Here is a 17,531-nt window from a genome sequence, read left to right on the forward strand (position 1 = left end):
TCGTCGGTCCTTCCTGCCGAGCCATCAGGCTCGACTCATCGGACCGAGATCAGATCCACCGGAACACCGACAGTCCCCTGGTCCCAGCTCCGAGAGATCGAAATCCGCCATCGGCCGGCTCAATTCATGTCGTGACAACACCGCGAACCGGGAGAGGGACTTGAACGCGCCGGCAAGTTCCGGATCGTCGGCGAAGGTCAGCGTCAGCTCATACGAAGGCATCGGCTCGGCGATCGCGACCAGCGGCGCATACATGTTGCACACTACGGTTCGTTCAGTGCCCGAATAGGCGATGGTGCACCGAAAGAAGTTGCCGAACAGGCTAGTCGAAGGCGGAGGGGAGACGACCCCTCCGGCTATTCGTGCCACTGCGTAGCAAACATTGCGGAACTCGCTCTCGTCCAACCGGTCCAACGGTGGTTCTCCGAGATGCCGGAAGCCGGTTATTCCACGAGGTAGGCGCATCAGAACAGTCTTGCGTATATGTTACGTCGGCCTGAGCCATGGCTGCTATCTCCGAACCAGAGGAAGTGTGGCGGCCTCGGCGGTGTAGCGTTTGCCTCCGCCCAGTGGCACCAAGATAAGCGCTGGCCTGGCGGATGCCCTCTGTGCAATTCCGCACCATCATCCAGAGGGAGTGCGGTTCGGGGCTATGCCCGAACACTGAGCCGTCAGGATGGCTGGTTACGGAACTCGTCCCAGTGGAGGCGTAACCACTTCTTCTGCTTCTTGTCTGGTTCGATTGCGAATCCTCGGCCGTGGAGTTCGGAGTAGATCGAAAACTGTCGGAGTTCGAAACTGACGTCGATTCGACTGTCTCCGTTGACCGCGATCAAGCCGCGATCGAACAGCGTGTGAAGGTCTCTGCGGAGTAGGAGGCCGCCGTGAGGGTCATGGTGCCCAACATGGGCGTAGCTGTACAGGTGGCAGGCGTCCAACGCTGGTTCGGGTAATGGTCCAGAGAACGCGCAGACGGAGCCGAATCGGCGTAACAGTTCGGCGCGAAACCCTGTTTGACCGAGACGCACTCGCACTGGCCGAATCGTGTGGCCACCGCGCAGTTGCGTCGCAGTGGCCTCCAGCGGCACCAGTGGATTACCGAAGTCGGACGAGAGCCGCACTGCCGTGAGAAAATGGGACCACTGCAGTTCGCGAAAGCTGTTCTGAGACTTCGGCTTGACGCAAAGCGCACGCAGCTCGTCGGCGCGCAGGGATCCAGGCAGGGGAACCCAACTTTGGCCATGATTGGAACGGAACGTCTCGACCTCGACAGTTTCGATCACGGGGTTGTCGAAGGTGTCCTTGCAGTCGTAGCAGCGATAGACCGGAGTCAGTGTGGTGCGACGCTCCAGATTGGTCTTTCCGCATGTTCTACAACGCGAGATATCCTTTGTGCCGCGACCGCGCTCGATAGATTCGATTACCGAAATTCCGAGCAGCTCGGACTCATCCCACAACGCGATGATGTCGCCGACTTTGACGCGCTGGTGGTTGGGAACGCGGTTGTCCCAGCTGTAGTGGTTGGCCGCATCGTCGTCGTAGCGGGTGTCGGCGCCAAGACGACGGTAGTCCTGCTTCAACAGCGCGAGCCACGCTCGTCGGCCGGCTTGCTCGTCTAGTTCGGACAAACTCCCAGTACCTCTGGCGCAACCGAAGCGTCTCCCGTTTGAAACGCACCTAATTCGTACTGGTCAATCGTACATTGGGGCGCAGGCGGTAGGGCGACGAAACGCCGTGTCAGGGGTACGCGCCCAAGAACCCACGGCGTCCAAGAGGTGTTGCTTTTCGGTGTCCGGCTGCTGCTGCGCGACAAGCGAATTGCCGATACGGCAGCTGTCAGACCTGTCGTATGAGCACATCGAACTTGGGGGCATCGGGCCACGTCGGGCGGAGAGTGCCGATTCGGGACCAGCCCCACCTTGCATATGTGCGGTAGGCGCGCTCGTTGTCCGGTCGGACCAGCAGGGTCGCGCGCTGTTCGGGCCTGCCGCTGAGCAATTCGTCGTGTAGTGCGCGTGCGACTCCTCGGCCCGTGAACTTCTTGCGCACCATGATCTCGCTGAGCGCGAAGGTGCGGTCGCCGCTCTCTGCGGTGAAGGGGGCCAGGTCGCCCGCGTCGAGCTCGAGTCCGGACCACCATCGAGTGTCCGGGCCGAGCGGCCAGCCCCATGCTTGTCCTGCCGGCTCGTCGCCGATTCGGGCGATGACCAACTCGAAGCCCCGGCCTCGGCTCGGGTCGGTGTAGGTGTCGAAGCGGTGCATGAATGCTTCGGGCGCTTCGAATTCCTCGCCGGATTCGATGGCGTCGATGTAGGAATCTCGGAAGATCTGCTCGACTTGGTCTCGGACCGCTCGTGCTTCGGCGGCCGTGTAGTGCTGGAAAGTCAGGCCGTCGATCGAAGGTGGGGCGACACTCATGAGACGCCTATCGCTCGGCGCTGGAGGTTGTCGTAGCGCCTGGCGAATTCGTCATCGGGGATGCTGTCTGTGATCGCGCGGACCGGGGCCAGCAGTCGTAGGGTGCGGGTGGAGGATACGGTGCTCTCCAGTTCGGTCAGGACGGAAAGGCCGTGGGCCACGGCATTGTTGATGTCGCCCGTCCTGCCGAGTGCTGCGGCCAAACCCGCGCGGTAATTGGCGCGGTTGCGGATTCCGGTCTCCGCTGTGTCTTCGTCGGCGACCAGCAGGGCCAGTGCCTTCTCGGGCTCGCCGAGGTCGCCCAGCCCGCGGGATTCTTGTGACCGAATCTCGCTCGCGTTCACGAATCGTAGCCATCGCGGGCACTCGGAAAGCGGTTCGTGGGCGATGGCGGCGTCCAGTTCGCGCCACGCGGTCGCAACTGCACGATCGAATGCCACCCTGTCGCGCAGGATTGCGTGGGCCAATGCTTCGCGGATCGCGATCAGGGCATGGATTCGGCCGGGCGGTCGGCCACGGGTGAGTTGGCGTGCGCGCTCCAAATGGGCGAGTGCACGGTGCGGGCTGCCATCCCCGGTTCGGCTGAGTGCTATCGATTGATGTGCGGCGTTCAGGCATACGTGGACTGTCAGATCGTTGTCACCGGCCTGATTGGCCAGCGCGAACGCGTCGGCGCAGCACTGGCGAGCGAGTGGGTGGAGGTCGGCGTCATAGGCCATCCAACCGGTGATCGTTGCCAATTCGCCGGCGGCACTCATGAACAGGCATCCAGCCCGATCGGAGAAGGCGCCGGTTTCGAGCAGCCGCTTGGCGATCGCGAGGTCTCCGAGGCCGGTCATCACAAGAGGGGTGCCGCCGACTGCCTGCTCGCGCCGAGCGAGTTCAGTCACGCGTTCGGCCAACCGGCGGGCGTCGCCTACCCCCACAGTGTGGGAAAAGCGTGGCGCGTCGGCGGCTGCCGTCAGGGCAGCGACACCCATGAACACTCCGAATTCGCGCCGCTTCACCTCGTCCTCGATTCCGTAGGTGCTCAGCTCCTCGTGCTCACCCAGGTTATCGGTTGTGCAGGTCGGAATCTCGGTGTCGCGAACACGATGCGGGAGTTCGTCAGGTGCGACGGCGACGGTGAAGCGATCCTGTTGCTCATCGGTGAGCCGAGACAACTCCACGTCCAGCGCTGCGGCCGAATCGCCGCGCACCGGACGCTCATGAGTTGCCCTCTCCCACTTGCGAATGGTCGGCGGTTGAAACCCCAGTCGTTCCGCGAACTGTTCCTGCGTAAGTCGAAGTGCGACCGTGCGAAGTGCACGTACCTCCGCGCCGGTCCATGTGCTGACGATCATCATTGCCCCCGATCGACACCCTCAACGGCCAGTAGCGGAAGCGTATTACTTCGGTGCGGTTCCATGCCTTCGGTTTGCGTCGTTTCTCCGTGAAGCTCGAATCGGCCCCGCCGCCGGGTCGATGTCCGGATATCTGTGACGCCATCCACAACCGGCGGTGATCCTCGGCGGCGGGTGCTTGCCAACGAAAACCGAAGGAGCCGAATGTATCTCATTGTGACCATGGGGAGGTCGGTATGACGCTTCCTACCGCTTATGTCGCGTCGGGTGAACTGCCGAAGGGGCCGCCTCGCGCTCTCGGCTATATCGACCGGACCTTGCCGGGGTGGCCGGCGAATGAGCAGCTGGTGCTCGCGCATGCGGTGAAGTTGGGGTACGCGTTGGTGCGGGTGGTGTTTCGGACGGCTGGGGATATCGATGATCCGATCATGCGGCTGCTCGATCGGATAGGTGGGTACAACGTGGCGGCGGTTGTGGTTCCGAGCGTGGAGCATCTCGGGGAGCGGCTCCGAATTGTCTGCGCCGCATGTGATGTGGAGGTGGTTGAGCCGGAGGTTACCTATGCGCGGGCGCGCCCCACTATTCCTTCGGAGCCGGCTTCGCGTGATCCGAGGGGCGAGTCGGGTGATTGAGATGTCTGGTGGGGCGTTGGTCACATCGGTGGTGACGGTTGTCGGTGTGGCGGCATTGGCGGTGGCCGGAGTTTCCTGTGCTTGGCCGGATATCGGGGGCGATCAGCGGTTCGGCGAAAGCGCACATCCTGCTGTGAAAGCTGTTGTACGCCCCAATATTCTGTGGTTCTCGTTGACGCACGCCGCCCGGTCATCGGCGCCGACAGTGGTGGAGGCGCACGAGGATATGCAGCTGCACTTGGAATGTGATCCCGGCTTGTGCGCCGTGAAGGCGGTAGCGATGAGGACTCTCGTGGCCGCCGGGCGGGTGCGGCCGGACCGATCCCGGCGGCTGTGAGAGTCGGCGGCCTGCTTCGCGCACGGCGGTGCGCCCGGCCGGTGGTCGGGTGTCAGGCCGCGCTGGTGTCGGGTGGACGTGAAAGCGACTGCAACCAGCGCTCGTGCTGTTCGCGCTCGCGTTGTCGGCGTTGTAGTCGTTCCCGTTCGTCGCGTAGGTGGATGCGCGTGAGTATCGCGGCTAGGAGTTCGTCGGGGTGGTGGCGGTGGTTGATGCGGGGTGTCCGACTGGGGTCGATGTGTTCGGGCGCGATCCAGGCGGTCCGGCCGGGGAACGGGGAAAGCTCGTTCTGTGCAACGGTTTTCCAGCCGCCGGGTCCGTCGTGGATCAGGGCGTGGCAGGCGTCGCAGGCTAGGACGAGGTTGGTGATATCGGTGGGGCCGCCTTTGGCGTAGTCGCGGATGTGGTGGGCGGCGCAGAGGCTGGCGGGGGCGTCGCAGCCGGGGCGGGAGCAGCCGCGCAGGGCGGCGATCAGCGCCAGGCGTTGGGTCGGGGAGGCGAGTCGTTTCATGCGGCCGAGGTGCAGGGGGAGTCCGGCGTGGTCGAAGATCGCCAGGTAGGGGCGGGATCGTTCGGCCAGTCGCAGCGCCTCGCGGATCGGCACGCCGCCGCCGGTGGCTGTGGTCGCGGAGCCCGAATCCTTCTCCAGATCTTCGAGTTTCATCGTCAGCACGGTGGTCACCGGCATGCCGCGGTGGCGGCCGAGGTCTTCGGCGATCAGGCCGGAGCGCAGGATCGCGGTGAGTGCGTCGTGGTTGCGTTGGGCGGCGCTGCGGTGATCGGATCGCGCTGCCTCGGCAAGCATCGCCGGGTCGGCGGTGTCGATCTCGACGGCGGGGCTGTTCGGGTCCTCCGGGTTGCAGACGCCGGGGCGTGCGTACTTGGCCAGCAGTGGGTCCAGTAGGGCACGCAGCACCGGGTCGATGTCGCCGCGCACGGGGGACATGCCGTCGGGGCGTTGCCGGCCCACGACGATGCCTCGCATTCGTGCGCGGTCGTGGTCGGTGGTGAGGCGGCCGTCGGGGTCCAGGTGGGCCAGGATTCGGTCGCCGACCTTGCCGATGTCGTCCGGCGAGCCGGATCGCGCGAACTCCGCCAACAGGTGTTCTGCGGCTTCGCGATCCGCGTCGGCTACGCCTCGGGGCACTCGGTTCATGACCTGCGCGATCCCGCGCACGTGATCGGCGGAGACCTCACCGTGTGCCAAAGCTGCTGCGGTGCACGGCAATTGCGGGTCTCGCACCTGGCCGTCGAGATCGTGGAAGGTTCCTACCCAGCGCACCGCGTTGACGCGGCTGCCGGCGTCGGCGCTGGATATCCGTAGCGTCTCCATCAGGAACCGCTTCACCGTCTTCGCGCCGGTCCGGGACGGCAGGGATCGCTCGTCGGCTTCGATCAGCAGGCGATGGTGCATCGCTGCCAGTCGGCGCGTGCAACTCTCCACATCCCGCATCGCCTGTATCAGTTGTTCATCCGACAGCGGTATCAGTGCTTGTTCGGACAGCTGGGAAACCACAGCGAGCAGCGGTCTCGCGACCTGCTCGACGTCCTCCCCGGCGTTCGAATACATGTTCGAATTCTATCAAGAAGGGGTGGGGTGTGCACCCCTTCGGTCTGTGTGGATTTCGGAACACATTCTGAACAAGTGACCGAAAGGGCTTGTGTCGCAGATGGATTCACACACGAAAAGGCGCAAGAGCTCGAAGTCATCGACAACGCTCAGTGACCCCAACCCACGTCTCAGAGCGGAATAACCCGGCAGTCGTTGCCGCATTCGCCCTCGGCAGCCACCTGCCCGGGTGCGGCGACGCGGTGCAGGATCGCCCGCGTGGGCGCGATGACGAGCTGGTCGTCTTCCAGCGTGCCGAGACCGTCGACGATCAACGAGTAGCCCGTCGGTTCTCGCGGCGCCCACACCAGGCTGACCGCCGGGCGGGCCGCGACGTTGTTCCGGGTATGGCTGCCGGGCGCGGCCACGTGCAGTCGGCCGGAGTGTGGAACCGGATGCGCCGGCACGACGCGGGGAAGAGAATTGTCGCCGATGGTGATGAGGTGGGCGAGGTCGTAGTCGGCGATCACCCGCGCGAGCTCATCCGTTTTCACCTCGGGATTCATGTATCGAGCGTACTGCGGGAACGGGCGGCGAACCGCTCGGTGAAGCGGGCCAAGCCTTCACGCGAGCTGCGTCAACAGCACTACCCCGAGCGTGCACATCGTCCCCGCCACGAAGACGTCGAGCACTCGCCACGCGGCGGGTAGCGACAGCACCGGCGCGAGGAGCCGAGCCCCGTAGCCGAGCCCGGCGAACCACACTCCGCTCGCGACCATCGCGCCGACACCGAAGGCCCACCGCAACGATCCGTGCCCGGCGGCGACCGAGCCGAGCAGCAGCACGGTGTCCAGATAGACGTGCGGGTTGAGCCAGGTCATCGCCAGGCAGACCAGGATCGCGGTGCGGAGGGATGCGGTGGCATCGCCGGTGGTCGCGAGGGCGGCGGTGGCGGGGCGCAGTGCGCGGCGGGCCGCGGGAGCGCCGCAGGCGATCAGGAAGCATCCGCCGGCGAGTCCGGCGACGGTCAGTGCTGCCGGATACGCGCTGACCAGCGCACCGAGACCGCCGACACCGCACACGATCAGAATGGCGTCGGAGACGACGCAGATGACGACCACGGCCGCCACGGCTTGCCTGCGTACACCCTGGCGCAGGACGAACGCGTTCTGCGCGCCGATGGCGACGATCAGGGATAAGCCGGCACCGAATCCGGCGAGGGCCGCCGAGAAGATACCGCTGTTCACGCAGCCGACGGTATGGGTGTTGACGTAATCAGTACAGCTAAAGGTTCTTAACTATCATTAGCAACCGTGATGTCCGAACTTCCGGTAGATCAGGTCCGCACACTGCTCGCCGTCGTGGACGAAGGCACATTCGATGCCGCCGCGGCCGCGATGCATCTGACGCCCTCGGCGGTGAGTCAGCGGATCAAGGCGCTCGAACAGCGAACCGGCCGCGTGCTGCTGATGCGCACGAAACCGGTGCGGCCCACCGAATCCGGCCAGGCGGTCGTGCGTTTCGCGCGGCAACTGGCCGCCTTGCAGGACGCGGCGCAGCGAGAGTTGGGGATCGCCGGAGATGCCGAGTCCACCACGCTGTCCATCGCGGTCAACGCCGATTCACTGGCGACCTGGTTCCTGCCAGCCCTGTCGCAGGTGCCGCAGGATCCGCCGGTCTGCTTCGATCTGCATCGCGAGGACGAATCCCACACCGCCGCACTGCTGCGGGAGGGCACGGTGATGGCGGCGGTGACATCGCTGGCCGAACCGGTGACCGGATGTACGGCACGGCTCTTGGGTCTGGCGCGGTACCTGCCGGTCGCGAGCCCGGAATTCGTCGAGCGTCATTTCGCGGCAGGGCCTCTGGAGCAGCGGCTTCCCGAGGCGCCGGTCATCGTTTTCGATCGCCGGGACGAGTTGCAGGATCGCTACGTCCGCACCGTCACCTCCGGCAAGGCGGGTGCGAGCCGGCTCCGGCATTACGTACCCACCTCGGAAGGCTTTCGCGACACCATCGTCGCGGGGCTCGGGTGGGGATTGGTCCCCGAAACGCACGCCGACCCACTGCTGCGTGCGGGCGCTTTACGGAATTTCGCACCGGAGCAGTGGGTCGATGTGCCGCTCTACTGGCAGCAGTGGAAGTTGGACGTGCCGGCCCTCGCGCTGGTCGCGCAGACGATCGGCATGGCGGCGGCCGACTATCTTCGACAGTGAAAAGAATTCACCCGCAGTGGTTTCCGTGTTGGAATCCGAGCCCGTGCGGCTTCGTCAGTCGATCAGCTGCGGTGCCACCGTCCGCGAGCCGTCCGCGGCGAGAACGGCTTTCGGCGATGCCGAGGTGAGCAACGCGATCCCGACCGCGAGCAACCAGATGATCGTGAACCCGGAAACCGTTGCGGTAGTGCCCCATCCGTTCGCGGCGTAGAAGTTCACCGGAGAGTTCCCGAAGAACATCGACGGTGCGAACGCCACGTTCACCACTGCTAGGACCGCGGCCGACCGCCCCGCCCACGCGGGCAGAATCCGCGTGCGCAGAATCGTGACAGCGGCCGTGGTCATGAACAGGGCGGTCAGGAGCCGGCTGACCGTTCCGTACAGCACATAGGTGCCGGACACGGTGACGGTGGGATCGATCGGTTCGGTTGCCTGGATCGTGGCGCCGATCTCGAGGCCCATGGAGACGAAAGCGACTGTGGCCCAGATCAAACCGGCGGTCGAGGCCAGTGAGCCGAGCCATTCGTAGCGGCGATCGGCGGCCTTCACCAGGTGCCCGAAGGTGGACATGAACACCACCACGCCGAGGAGTCCGACGAGGCCGATCAGGCCGCGGGTCAGGATGTTCCAGTCCGGGGGCGGGCCCTCGTAGACGAAGTAGAGCGGCAGTTCGACGAGCATGAGCGCGGCGCCGCAGACAGCGGCGATACCCGCCGTGCGGCGGAGGGTTTCGGTGTGCACGGAGCGTCCTTCCGATCGGCGGCAATAGTAAGTATATGGCTTATACTATATCGACCATACTAAACTCCGGAAGGATGATTATTCGACGACGGGATGCGCGCTGATGACCGATCGGGAGGTGCCCGACCATCTGGCCCGGCTGTGGCGGCTGCCGGTGGACACCAAGCTCGGCCGTCCGGCCGCACTCGATGTGGACCGGGTGGTGGCGACGGCGATCCAACTGGTCGACCGAGACGGTCTCGCCGCCGCGACGCTGCCGAAAATCGCTGCGGCTCTCGGTGTTACGCCGATGTCGCTCTACCGCCACATCGGATCGAAGGACGAACTGCTGGGCTTGATGTCCGATGCCGGAATGGGTGCGCCACCCGAATTGCCCAGCGGCTCATGGCGTTCGATGCTGCGCGCCTGGGCGTTCGCTCAACTCGAGCGGCACCGCGCCCGTCCCTGGCTCACCGAACTGCCGATCACCGGACCGCCGAGTGGACCGAACACTGTGGCCTGGATGGACGCCGGGCTGTGCGCACTGCGCGACACCACGCTGGACTGGCCGGCGAAGGTCGGGGCCATCATGGTGGTCAGCGGATACGTCCGCGAGGCGTTCGTCACCGCGCGCCAACTCGAACACGCCATGGCGGCAGCCGATCTCGACCCGGCCGGCGCCCTGCACGACTACAGCCGCAATCTGCGCGCACTGGTGGATCGAGAGCGGCTGCCCGATATGGCCGCACTGCTGGACTCGGGACTGTTCGACGCCATCCAGCCCGCCGAGGCCGACCCCGCCTCCGAGTTCACTTTCGGTCTCGACCTGGTCCTCGACGGCGTGGCGGCGACGATCGCCGCGAACAGCCGGTAACGGCGAACGGCCCGGCACCGTGCAGGTGCCGGGCCGCGAATCAGCTGCCGATCAGCTGCTGCCGAACCACCCCGGCGGAACGACCTGACGGAAACCGTTCCAGCCGTTGCCGTGCCGGTCCCACGGGTTGCAGTCGTCGCCGCGGTGGTGGCGGTCCCAATCGCCGCGGCGGTCCCAGTCGCCACGGTCCCGGCCGTCCCACGGGCCGTGCCCGCGACCCGGATGTGCGATCTCGGTGGCCGCCGGGGCGCTCACGACCTCGGCCTGGGCCGGAATGGCAAGCGCGGCAAGCGGCGCGGCCACGATGGCGCCGGCAACGGCGATGCGCGCCGCCGTGCGCTTGGTGCGATGTTCGGTTCTGGCAATCACGGTGAATCCTTCCAATCAGTTACACCGCACGCAGTCTCTCGCAAATCGGACACCGCGTCACGGGTGGTGGCACGAGGTTCAGGGCGGAATCGGCCGCGAGGATGACGGGGACTCAGGGTTGACCCTCAGTCCTGCGATTCAGCTGCTGCCGAACCACCCCGGCGGGTAAACGGGCCTATACCAGGAGTAGTACGGCCGATACCACGAATTCCAGCCGTACAGATAGTCCAGCGGTATCGGATCGAACGGTGTCACCTCCGGGTAGTACCAGCCGACCGAACTCGGCTCGCTCACCGGCGCCTGCGCCGAACCCTGCCCGGCGGTCGCGGTGACCATGCCGATCAGAATCAAGCCCGCTATCGCCGTCCTCGCCAGGATTCGGCGTACCCGGACGGACGTGGCAGTCGCGAACACGACCAGCCCCTTTCAACTCGCTTGTCCCGCAACCCTCGCCGATTTCGGCGCGAACGTCACGGCCGCGATACGCCCAGGGCTGAGAAGAGACTCAGCTCACATCACGCGCCCCGCCGTCCGGATTCGCGCGGTCGATGTGCCAGCTGCGGATCCGCCGCGGATGAATGCGAATGATGGTGTGCGCGAACCAGTCCGGCGCCACCGGAGGCGTCTCCACATCGAGGATCTCGCCGACGCCACGGATCTCCATTCCACGCCCCCAGCCGGGCTTCACCTCGGCCGGATCGTCCGGCGTCATATCGTCGACGACCAGGCTCACATTCGGATTACCCCGCACATTGCGGTAGCGCTGCGCGCTCGGACTCGGCCCGCCGATATCGATCGTGCCGTCGTCGTTCACCCGAAATCCCACCGGAACCAGCTGTGGCCGCCCGTCCGCCGTCACAGTGCCCAGCCGGCCCAGCGACTGGGAGGTCAGATAGGTGCGTTCGGCCGCGGTGAAAGTCATGCCGCCACGTTAAGAGCTCGAGTGTGGTTGAGGTCAAGTGGTCCGCGGGCTCGGCTGGTCGGCCGCTTTCGTGAGGTGGAAGTGGGTGACGTTGTCGCCCTGGCGGGCGGGGGACGCGGTGTAGCCGGGAAGGCTGCCGAGGCCGTCGTAGAGGCGTTCGCCGGCGCCGAGGAGAGTGGGGACGAGAGCCAGGTGGAGGTCGTCGACGAGTCCGGCCCGCAGGAAGCGGCGAACGGTCGCGGCTCCGCCGCCGAGGCGGACGTCCTTGCCTCCGGCGGCGGAGAAGGCTCGTGCCAGCACGTTTTCGGGGGTGTCGTCGACGAAGTGGAAGGTGGTGCCGCCGTCCATCTCGAGCGCCGGGCGCGGGTGGTGGGTGAGGACGAAGACCGGGTGGTGGTAGGGCGGGTTGGCGCCCCACCAGCCGGTCCAGGAATCATCGGGCCATTCCCCGCGAACGGGCCCGAACATGTTGCGGCCCATGATGGTCGCGCCGACATTCGCTTCACCGGCGGCGAGCTGTTCGTCGTCGATTCCGGTGCTGCCGCCGTCCTGGCCGATCATCCGCCGGCCGGTGCGGGTGACGAAAACCCATTCGTGCAGGCGTTCGCCGCCGACGCCGAGCGGATGATCCGGACCTTGGTCGGGACCCGCGACGTACCCGTCCAGTGAGATCGAGAGATTGTGGACACGAAGACGGGGCATGGCGGGTCCTCTCGCGAAGTGCTTGCTGATTGCAATTGCTCTGCACTCTACCGCCGGTGCTTGTCAGCTGCAATCAGTTGTCAGGCCGTGTGCAGGCCCGCCGACCACGCGAATGCGGTCAGCGTGGGGTCGAGTGGCGCTGCGGTGAGCCGATTGCCCAGTGTGGACAGCGTGTAGGTGCCGATCCCCAGCACCACCTCGAGGGCCTGTTCGGTGGTGTAGCCGTGGAAAGGAAATCGCTCGCTCGTTCGGCGGGGACGTTGCCGGCGGTTTCGACGACGGTGAGGGTGAACTCCTGGAGTGCGGCCAAGCGGGGATCGGGGAGGGGTCGCTGTTCGCGCAGCGCGGTGATCAGTTCCGGGTCGGCGCCGATCTCGGTCAGCTTCGCGGTGTGCATGGCGACGCACAGGTGACATTCGTTGCGCGTGGCCATCGTCATCACCAGCACCTCGCGCGACAGTTGGTCGAGGGTGCTGCCTTCGAAGAGCGCGTTGAGTTTCATGAAGCCGTCGAGCAGTCGTGGCGACGTCGCCATTTTCCCCACCGCGGCGGGGAGGTAGCCGAAGTGCGCGGCGGTCGCGGTCATCGTGCGACGGGCCTCGGCGGGCGCGGAGTCGAGGGTGTGGGTGGGGAAGTGCATGCGTCGATCCGTTCGAGTTAGACAACCAAGTTGCCTAAACAGTAAACCGGGTTGTCGAATTGAGCAAGCCTGGACGGCCGCCGGGGCGGAGCCGGTCAGCTCCCGAACCACCCCGCGACGTCGAGCCGGAACGATTCCGGCGGGACCATCGTGCGCAACGCGGCCTCCATATCGCGCACGCGCTGGGCGCCCAGTTCGTGCACCCAGCGGCGTCGCAACCGCTCGAAGATCTCGGCCGACTGCCGCAGCGCGTCGATTCCGCGCGGGGTCAGGCAGACGATCTTGCACCGGGCGTCGTCGGGATCCTCGACACGTTCGGCATAGCCCAGCGCGGTCAGCTTCTCGACCGTCTTGCCCGCCGCCTGCTTGGAGACGCCCAGCTTGCGGCCGATATCGCTGGCCGTCGCCCCCTGCACTCCGATCGCCTGCATCGCGAATCCGTGGGCCGGGCGCATATCGGGATGCCCCCGCTCCGCCAGCTCGGCATGCAATTCGTCGATGAGCGAGCGGAACCCGGCGAACAGCAGTAGCGGCAGCTCGAACCCGGGGCTGTCGACCGGGGCCCTCCCGCGTTTTCCGACAACCATGTTGACGAGGGTAGTCGCCGTGAGGGAGGCCGACGCGAGGCGCCACCCGTGGGCGCGTGTCACCGGTCGCGGCCGGTCCGGTGGTGTTCAATACACCTGGAGTGCTCCGGAACGAGTGCCCGCGTTGTTCTGCCGAATGCCCGGAGGCGCGATGACCACACGGCCACACCGGATTCCCGCCTGTCCTCCCGCGCCGCGACATGCTCGGGGCCTCGCACGCCGGCTCGCGCCAGTGCTGGCTCTCACCGCGATCCTCGCGGCGTGCAGTGGACCTGGCGCCGATGTCTCCGAATCACACGCTCCCGCAACGGTTTCGACGGCTCCACTGAGCTCGGTCGCCGTGGTCACGCACGGCAGCCCCGGCGACGCGTTCTGGAATGTGGTGAAGAACGGCGCCGAGGCGGCCGGTAAGGATCTGGGCATCCGGGTCGAATACAACTCCTCGGGGGATCCGGGGGAGCAGGCCAAGCTGGTGGACAACGCGGTGGCCCAGCATGTGGACGGATTGGTGGTGTCGATGGCCAATCCGCAGGCGCTGCGCCCGTCCGTCGAGCACGCCGTCGCGGCGGGAATTCCGGTCGTCACGATCAACTCCGGCGAAGCCGAGAGCGCGGCTGCCGGTGCGATCGGGCATGTCGGCCAGAGTGAGCGACAGGCGGGAACGGCCGCCGGCAAACGCCTGCGTGAGGCCGGCCGGGCCAGGATGCTCTGCGTCATCCACGAGGCCGGCAATATCGGCGCCAACGACCGCTGCGCCGGCGCGATCGACGGATTCGGCGGAAATGCCACCACCTTGCAGGTCGACATCAACAACCCGGCCGATGCGCAGTCGCGGATCAAGGGAGCGTTGGAGGCCGACCACGCGATCGACGCGGTGCTGACCCTCAATTCGCAGATAGCCGCCCGCGCGGTCGACGGGGTGCGTGAATCCCATTCCCGCGCCGCCGTCGCCACCTTCGACCTGAATTCCGATGTGGTGAGCGCGATCCGGGCCGGCACCCTGCTGTTCGCGGTCGACCAGCAGCAGTACGAACAGGGATATCTGCCGGTCGTGATGCTGCAGCTGTATCGGCGCAATCTCAACACCGTCGGTGGCGGGATGCCGGTGCAGACCGGACCCGCCTTCGTGGACAAGACCAACGTCGACGCCATCGCCGCCCTCGTGGCACAAGGCACGCGCTGAGCAGGGAGCTGTCATGACCGACACCGCAACGGTTTCCGAAGCCACCGCCCCCGCCGCGATCCGGCCGTCGCTGCTGAACCGGCTGATCGTCCGCCCCGAAATCGGCGCCGGTCTGGGCGCGCTGGTGGTATTCGTTTTCTTCGCCGTGATCACCGACCGGTTCCTCAGCCCTCTCGGGGTGGCCACCTGGCTCGACGACGCCTCGACGCTCGGCATCATGGCCGTCGCGGTGGCACTGCTGATGATCGGCGGCGAATTCGATCTCTCCGCCGGGGTGATGACCGCGTCGACGGCCTTGGTGACCGCCATGCTCGCGGTACACGCCGGATGGAATGTCTGGCTCGCGCTGGGTGTTTCGCTGCTCTTCGCGCTCGCGGTCGGCGCGCTGAACGGGTGGGTGGTGATGCGCACCGGCCTGCCCAGTTTCATCGTCACACTGGGTACTTTCCTGGCTCTGCAGGGCCTCAACCTCGGCGTGACACGGTTGGTCACAGGGACCGTGCAGGTGTCGGGCATCCGTTCGGTGCCCGGATACGCCTCGGCCGGTTGGGTTTTCGCCGCGACGACGAATCTCGGTGACGCCCGCATCCAAGCGTCGGTGCTGTGGTGGATCGCCGTCACCGCGGTGGCGACGCTGGTGCTGGTGCGCACCCGCTTCGGCAACTGGATCTACGCGGTCGGCGGTTCGCTGCCCAGCGCTCGTGCCGTCGGTGTCCCGGCGGCGCGGACCAAGATCCTGCTGTTCATGGGCACCGCCTTCGCGGGCTGGATCGTCGGCTCCTGCAATCTGCTGCGGTTCGCGAGTGTGCAGGCGAACCAGGGCGTGGGACTGGAATTCCAGTACATCATCGCCGCGGTCGTCGGCGGCTGCCTGCTCACCGGCGGATTCGGATCGGTGCTGGGCGCGGCCATCGGCGCGCTGATCTTCGGCATGGCCCGGCAGGGAATCGTGTTCGCGCGCTGGGACAGCGACTGGTTCATGCTCTTCCTCGGGGTGCTGCTGCTCGCCGCGGTTCTGGTCAACGACGCCTTCGCCAAGCGCGCGGAAAGGTTGCGCCGATGACTCCTCAGCACACGGCGGCGCAGACCACAGCCGCGCCGCTGATCGAGACGGTGAACATCGGGAAGAGCTACGGCGGCGTCGTCGCCCTGTCGGATATCTCGATGGTCGTTCGCGCCGGGGAGGTCACCTGCGTCCTCGGCGACAACGGCGCCGGGAAGTCGACCCTGATCAAAATCCTCGCCGGCGTTCATCGCCACGATGCCGGTGAGCTGCGCATCGACGGTGAGCCGACCCGGTTCTCCTCGCCACGCGAGGCGTTGGACCGCGGTATCGCCACCGTCTACCAGGACCTGGCGGTCGTACCGCTGATGAGTGTGTGGCGCAATTTCGTCCTCGGCTCGGAACCGACCCGCGGCGCCGGGCCCCTTCGCCTGCTGGATCGAGCGACCGCGCGCGAGATCACGCGAACCGCGTTGTCGGACATGGGAATCGAGATTCGCGATCTCGAGCAGCCGGTCGGCACGCTGTCGGGCGGGCAGCGGCAGTGTGTGGCGATCGCCCGTGCGGTGCATTACGGCGCGAAGGTCCTCATCCTCGACGAACCGACCGCCGCGCTCGGCGTCAAACAGTCCGGCGTGGTGCTGCGATATGTCGCGCAGGCCCGTGATCGCGGCCTCGGAGTCGTGCTGATCACGCACAATCCGCATCACGCCTATCCGGTCGGCGACCGATTCCTGCTGCTGCGGCGCGGCCGCGCACTCGGCGGCTACGACAAGTCGCAGATCGACCTGCCGGAGCTGACCCGGCAGATGGCCGGCGGCGCGGAACTGGAAGCGCTGCAACATGAATTGCGTCGTCCGCTGCCGGAGTGAGCGGCGGTCGGCGTGGCGGGCGCGAGCGCTGGACTGTCGGTGGGGGTCCGGTTACCCTCTGCCTGGCCCGACGTCGAGAAGTAAGTGAGAAGCGTAGTTGCACGGCACGGTGAAGTGGTTCGACAGTGAGAAAGGCTTCGGTTTCATAATCCCGGATGCCGACGGGGCGGAAGTTTTCGTCGAATACACCGAGGTTCACGGCGACGGTTTCCGGCGATTGGTGCAGGGCCAGCGCGTCGAGTTCGACGTACGCCACACCAAGGCGGGCCCGGAAGCCGAGGGCGTCCGAATCGAGCCGATGCGCCGACTGTGGCCCGACCCACACGAACTGTGACCTGTCGGGCAGATCACTATTCCCGAAAACGAGTTAACGCGCCTTTCTGAGCCCTCGATATGTTGATCGTCAGTTTGTACGACTGAATTGAAACAACGAAGAGGTATTTATGATCCCCGTTATCATCGACACCGGTAGTGCTGCTGTGAACGGCCTGTTCGACACCCTGGGCGCCGCCTTCCACGGCCTGGTCAACACCCTGTGGACCGGCTCTTTCGGTGGCTGATCACTGATTTCGGTCGCATGATGCGACCTCGGGTCGACCCCGGACCGCAGTGTCCGGGGTCGACCCATTTCTGCGGCCGGGCGACCGCACACGCACGATTCCCGCCGCTCGCCGCGACGCGACGAGCGCGGCCCGCCGCGCTATCACGGGACAATTACAGCGTGCCCCACGCGAAAAGCTGACTTTTCGCTCCGGGTGCGGTTTCCCTCCCCCGGGGTGACCACTGTGGTGGCGCGACGGCGCAGTCCGTGGCAGGCTTGATCACTGAGACCGGCCCGACCGTGAAGTTGGTCGGTTCGGCTCGTCTACAGAAGGTATGAAATGGCGCAAGGCGTAGTGAAGTGGTTCAACAGCGAGAAGGGCTTCGGGTTCATCGCTCAGGACGACGGTGGTCCCGATGTGTTCGTGCACTACTCGGCTGTGAGCGGTAGTGGATTCCGGTCCCTCGACGAGGGGCAGCGCGTGGAGTTCGAGATCGGCCAGGGCCAGAAGGGCCCGCAGGCTCAGAACGTAAGCGTTCTCTGATCGAGTCCGCTGACTGCGCGCCACTTTACGTAGCGTGAACTGTCCGCGACTTACACTGGGGCCCCGTATCTTTCGAGAT

At 66.0% G+C, this 17,531-nt stretch carries 22 protein-coding genes; 8 read left to right on the forward strand and 14 right to left on the reverse strand.

All coding sequences use genetic code 11. The features are described from left to right. Positions 1 to 24: 24 nt before the first annotated feature. The 4 genes from A5789_RS37115 to A5789_RS34225 all read right to left on the reverse strand — a co-directional run bounded on the left by A5789_RS37115 (position 25) and on the right by A5789_RS34225 (position 3,764). Positions 25 to 405 carry a hypothetical protein gene (locus A5789_RS37115; RefSeq protein WP_155525548.1) on the reverse strand — a complete coding sequence of 127 codons (381 nt, stop codon included), beginning with the start codon at positions 403 to 405 and terminating at the stop codon, positions 25 to 27. A 266-nt stretch (positions 406 to 671) separates the two neighbouring features. After that, a complete protein-coding gene (locus tag A5789_RS34215; RefSeq protein WP_063015169.1) occupies positions 672 to 1,628 on the reverse strand; it encodes an HNH endonuclease in 957 nt (318 codons plus the stop codon). A gap of 208 nt (positions 1,629 to 1,836) precedes the next feature. Next, complete coding sequence (locus tag A5789_RS34220; RefSeq protein ID WP_063015170.1) at positions 1,837 to 2,418, reverse strand: GNAT family N-acetyltransferase; 582 nt, start codon at positions 2,416 to 2,418, stop codon at positions 1,837 to 1,839. Beyond that, positions 2,415 to 3,764 carry a helix-turn-helix transcriptional regulator gene (locus tag A5789_RS34225; RefSeq protein WP_155525547.1) on the reverse strand — a complete coding sequence of 450 codons (1,350 nt, stop codon included), beginning with the start codon at positions 3,762 to 3,764 and terminating at the stop codon, positions 2,415 to 2,417. Before A5789_RS34225 ends, A5789_RS34220 begins: the two co-directional genes overlap by 4 nt. 233 nt (positions 3,765 to 3,997) lie before the next feature. Here A5789_RS34225 and A5789_RS34230 point away from each other — a divergent pair, with 233 nt between their 5' ends. Beyond that, positions 3,998 to 4,393: a hypothetical protein gene (locus tag A5789_RS34230; RefSeq protein WP_064903869.1), complete on the forward strand. Its 396-nt coding sequence runs from the start codon at positions 3,998 to 4,000 to the stop codon at positions 4,391 to 4,393. A gap of 389 nt (positions 4,394 to 4,782) precedes the next feature. Here the strand turns inward: A5789_RS34230 and A5789_RS34235 are convergent, their stop codons facing one another. From A5789_RS34235 to A5789_RS34245, 3 genes are all read right to left on the reverse strand, one after another. After that, on the reverse strand, positions 4,783 to 6,300 hold the full coding sequence (locus A5789_RS34235; RefSeq protein ID WP_064903871.1) for an HNH endonuclease signature motif containing protein: 1,518 nt from the start codon (positions 6,298 to 6,300) through the stop codon (positions 4,783 to 4,785). A 170-nt stretch (positions 6,301 to 6,470) separates the two neighbouring features. Then, complete coding sequence (locus tag A5789_RS34240) at positions 6,471 to 6,845, reverse strand: hypothetical protein (RefSeq protein WP_064903873.1); 375 nt, start codon at positions 6,843 to 6,845, stop codon at positions 6,471 to 6,473. A 57-nt stretch (positions 6,846 to 6,902) separates the two neighbouring features. Further along, positions 6,903 to 7,526, reverse strand: a complete 624-nt coding sequence (locus A5789_RS34245) for a LysE/ArgO family amino acid transporter (protein WP_064903875.1) — start codon at positions 7,524 to 7,526, stop codon at positions 6,903 to 6,905. A gap of 69 nt (positions 7,527 to 7,595) precedes the next feature. Here A5789_RS34245 and A5789_RS34250 point away from each other — a divergent pair, with 69 nt between their 5' ends. Continuing rightward, positions 7,596 to 8,495 carry a LysR family transcriptional regulator ArgP gene (locus tag A5789_RS34250; protein ID WP_064903877.1) on the forward strand — a complete coding sequence of 300 codons (900 nt, stop codon included), beginning with the start codon at positions 7,596 to 7,598 and terminating at the stop codon, positions 8,493 to 8,495. A gap of 54 nt (positions 8,496 to 8,549) precedes the next feature. Here A5789_RS34250 and A5789_RS34255 read toward each other — a convergent pair whose 3' ends face one another. Continuing rightward, complete coding sequence (locus A5789_RS34255) at positions 8,550 to 9,236, reverse strand: hypothetical protein (protein ID WP_197516796.1); 687 nt, start codon at positions 9,234 to 9,236, stop codon at positions 8,550 to 8,552. A gap of 103 nt (positions 9,237 to 9,339) precedes the next feature. On the opposite strand from A5789_RS34255, the gene A5789_RS34260 reads away from it, so the two are divergent. Further along, on the forward strand, positions 9,340 to 10,089 hold the full coding sequence (locus tag A5789_RS34260) for a TetR/AcrR family transcriptional regulator (RefSeq protein ID WP_082941153.1): 750 nt from the start codon (positions 9,340 to 9,342) through the stop codon (positions 10,087 to 10,089). A gap of 51 nt (positions 10,090 to 10,140) precedes the next feature. On the opposite strand, the gene A5789_RS34265 is transcribed toward A5789_RS34260, so the two are convergent. The 6 genes from A5789_RS34265 to A5789_RS34290 form a co-directional block, all read right to left on the reverse strand. Further along, positions 10,141 to 10,458 (reverse strand): hypothetical protein, encoded by a 318-nt coding sequence (locus tag A5789_RS34265; RefSeq protein ID WP_155525546.1) that lies wholly within the window; start codon positions 10,456 to 10,458, stop codon positions 10,141 to 10,143. 138 nt (positions 10,459 to 10,596) lie between these two features. Continuing rightward, positions 10,597 to 10,872 carry a hypothetical protein gene (locus A5789_RS34270; protein ID WP_146098619.1) on the reverse strand — a complete coding sequence of 92 codons (276 nt, stop codon included), beginning with the start codon at positions 10,870 to 10,872 and terminating at the stop codon, positions 10,597 to 10,599. 91 nt (positions 10,873 to 10,963) lie between these two features. Next, positions 10,964 to 11,380 carry a PPOX class F420-dependent oxidoreductase gene (locus A5789_RS34275; protein ID WP_064903881.1) on the reverse strand — a complete coding sequence of 139 codons (417 nt, stop codon included), beginning with the start codon at positions 11,378 to 11,380 and terminating at the stop codon, positions 10,964 to 10,966. A 33-nt stretch (positions 11,381 to 11,413) separates the two neighbouring features. After that, the gene (locus A5789_RS34280) at positions 11,414 to 12,082 is read right to left on the reverse strand and encodes a dihydrofolate reductase family protein (protein WP_064903883.1); all 669 of its coding nucleotides are present in this window, start codon (positions 12,080 to 12,082) and stop codon (positions 11,414 to 11,416) included. Positions 12,083 to 12,200: 118 nt separating this feature from the next. Then, positions 12,201 to 12,722 carry a carboxymuconolactone decarboxylase family protein gene (locus A5789_RS34285; protein WP_227462706.1) on the reverse strand — a complete coding sequence of 174 codons (522 nt, stop codon included), beginning with the start codon at positions 12,720 to 12,722 and terminating at the stop codon, positions 12,201 to 12,203. 95 nt (positions 12,723 to 12,817) lie between these two features. Next, on the reverse strand, positions 12,818 to 13,309 hold the full coding sequence (locus A5789_RS34290) for a MarR family winged helix-turn-helix transcriptional regulator (RefSeq protein ID WP_064903885.1): 492 nt from the start codon (positions 13,307 to 13,309) through the stop codon (positions 12,818 to 12,820). A gap of 232 nt (positions 13,310 to 13,541) precedes the next feature. Between A5789_RS34290 and A5789_RS34295 the strand changes: the two genes are divergently transcribed. From A5789_RS34295 to A5789_RS34315, 5 genes are all read left to right on the forward strand, one after another. Further along, entirely contained in the window at positions 13,542 to 14,492 is a 951-nt protein-coding gene (locus A5789_RS34295; protein WP_227462705.1) for a substrate-binding domain-containing protein, read from the forward strand. Positions 14,493 to 14,505: 13 nt separating this feature from the next. Next, the gene (locus tag A5789_RS34300; protein ID WP_064903887.1) at positions 14,506 to 15,555 is read left to right on the forward strand and encodes an ABC transporter permease; all 1,050 of its coding nucleotides are present in this window, start codon (positions 14,506 to 14,508) and stop codon (positions 15,553 to 15,555) included. After that, complete coding sequence (locus A5789_RS34305) at positions 15,552 to 16,367, forward strand: ATP-binding cassette domain-containing protein (RefSeq protein ID WP_051755122.1); 816 nt, start codon at positions 15,552 to 15,554, stop codon at positions 16,365 to 16,367. Before A5789_RS34300 ends, A5789_RS34305 begins: the two co-directional genes overlap by 4 nt. 97 nt (positions 16,368 to 16,464) lie before the next feature. Then, the gene (locus tag A5789_RS34310) at positions 16,465 to 16,701 is read left to right on the forward strand and encodes a cold shock domain-containing protein (protein WP_064903889.1); all 237 of its coding nucleotides are present in this window, start codon (positions 16,465 to 16,467) and stop codon (positions 16,699 to 16,701) included. Positions 16,702 to 17,248: 547 nt separating this feature from the next. Continuing rightward, the gene (locus A5789_RS34315; RefSeq protein ID WP_030512990.1) at positions 17,249 to 17,452 is read left to right on the forward strand and encodes a cold-shock protein; all 204 of its coding nucleotides are present in this window, start codon (positions 17,249 to 17,251) and stop codon (positions 17,450 to 17,452) included. Positions 17,453 to 17,531: the final 79 nt, after the last annotated feature.

It is taken from the genome of Nocardia sp. 852002-51101_SCH5132738 (genome assembly GCF_001665695.1).
Classification (GTDB): domain Bacteria; phylum Actinomycetota; class Actinomycetes; order Mycobacteriales; family Mycobacteriaceae; genus Nocardia; species Nocardia nova.

Coding starts and splice junctions, on each gene's coding strand:
- A5789_RS34220 (WP_063015170.1), bottom strand. CDS start 2,418: ATGAGTGTCGCCCCACCTTCGATCGACGGCCTGACTTTCCAGCACTAC.
- A5789_RS34225 (WP_155525547.1), bottom strand. CDS start 3,764: ATGATGATCGTCAGCACATGGACCGGCGCGGAGGTACGTGCACTTCGC.
- A5789_RS34230 (WP_064903869.1), top strand. CDS start 3,998: ATGACGCTTCCTACCGCTTATGTCGCGTCGGGTGAACTGCCGAAGGGG.
- A5789_RS34235 (WP_064903871.1), bottom strand. CDS start 6,300: ATGTATTCGAACGCCGGGGAGGACGTCGAGCAGGTCGCGAGACCGCTG.
- A5789_RS34240 (WP_064903873.1), bottom strand. CDS start 6,845: ATGAATCCCGAGGTGAAAACGGATGAGCTCGCGCGGGTGATCGCCGAC.
- A5789_RS34250 (WP_064903877.1), top strand. CDS start 7,596: ATGTCCGAACTTCCGGTAGATCAGGTCCGCACACTGCTCGCCGTCGTG.
- A5789_RS34260 (WP_082941153.1), top strand. CDS start 9,340: ATGACCGATCGGGAGGTGCCCGACCATCTGGCCCGGCTGTGGCGGCTG.
- A5789_RS34275 (WP_064903881.1), bottom strand. CDS start 11,380: ATGACTTTCACCGCGGCCGAACGCACCTATCTGACCTCCCAGTCGCTG.
- A5789_RS34280 (WP_064903883.1), bottom strand. CDS start 12,082: ATGCCCCGTCTTCGTGTCCACAATCTCTCGATCTCACTGGACGGGTAC.
- A5789_RS34285 (WP_227462706.1), bottom strand. CDS start 12,722: ATGCACTTCCCCACCCACACCCTCGACTCCGCGCCCGCCGAGGCCCGT.
- A5789_RS34290 (WP_064903885.1), bottom strand. CDS start 13,309: ATGGTTGTCGGAAAACGCGGGAGGGCCCCGGTCGACAGCCCCGGGTTC.
- A5789_RS34300 (WP_064903887.1), top strand. CDS start 14,506: ATGACCGACACCGCAACGGTTTCCGAAGCCACCGCCCCCGCCGCGATC.
- A5789_RS34305 (WP_051755122.1), top strand. CDS start 15,552: ATGACTCCTCAGCACACGGCGGCGCAGACCACAGCCGCGCCGCTGATC.
- A5789_RS34315 (WP_030512990.1), top strand. CDS start 17,249: ATGGCGCAAGGCGTAGTGAAGTGGTTCAACAGCGAGAAGGGCTTCGGG.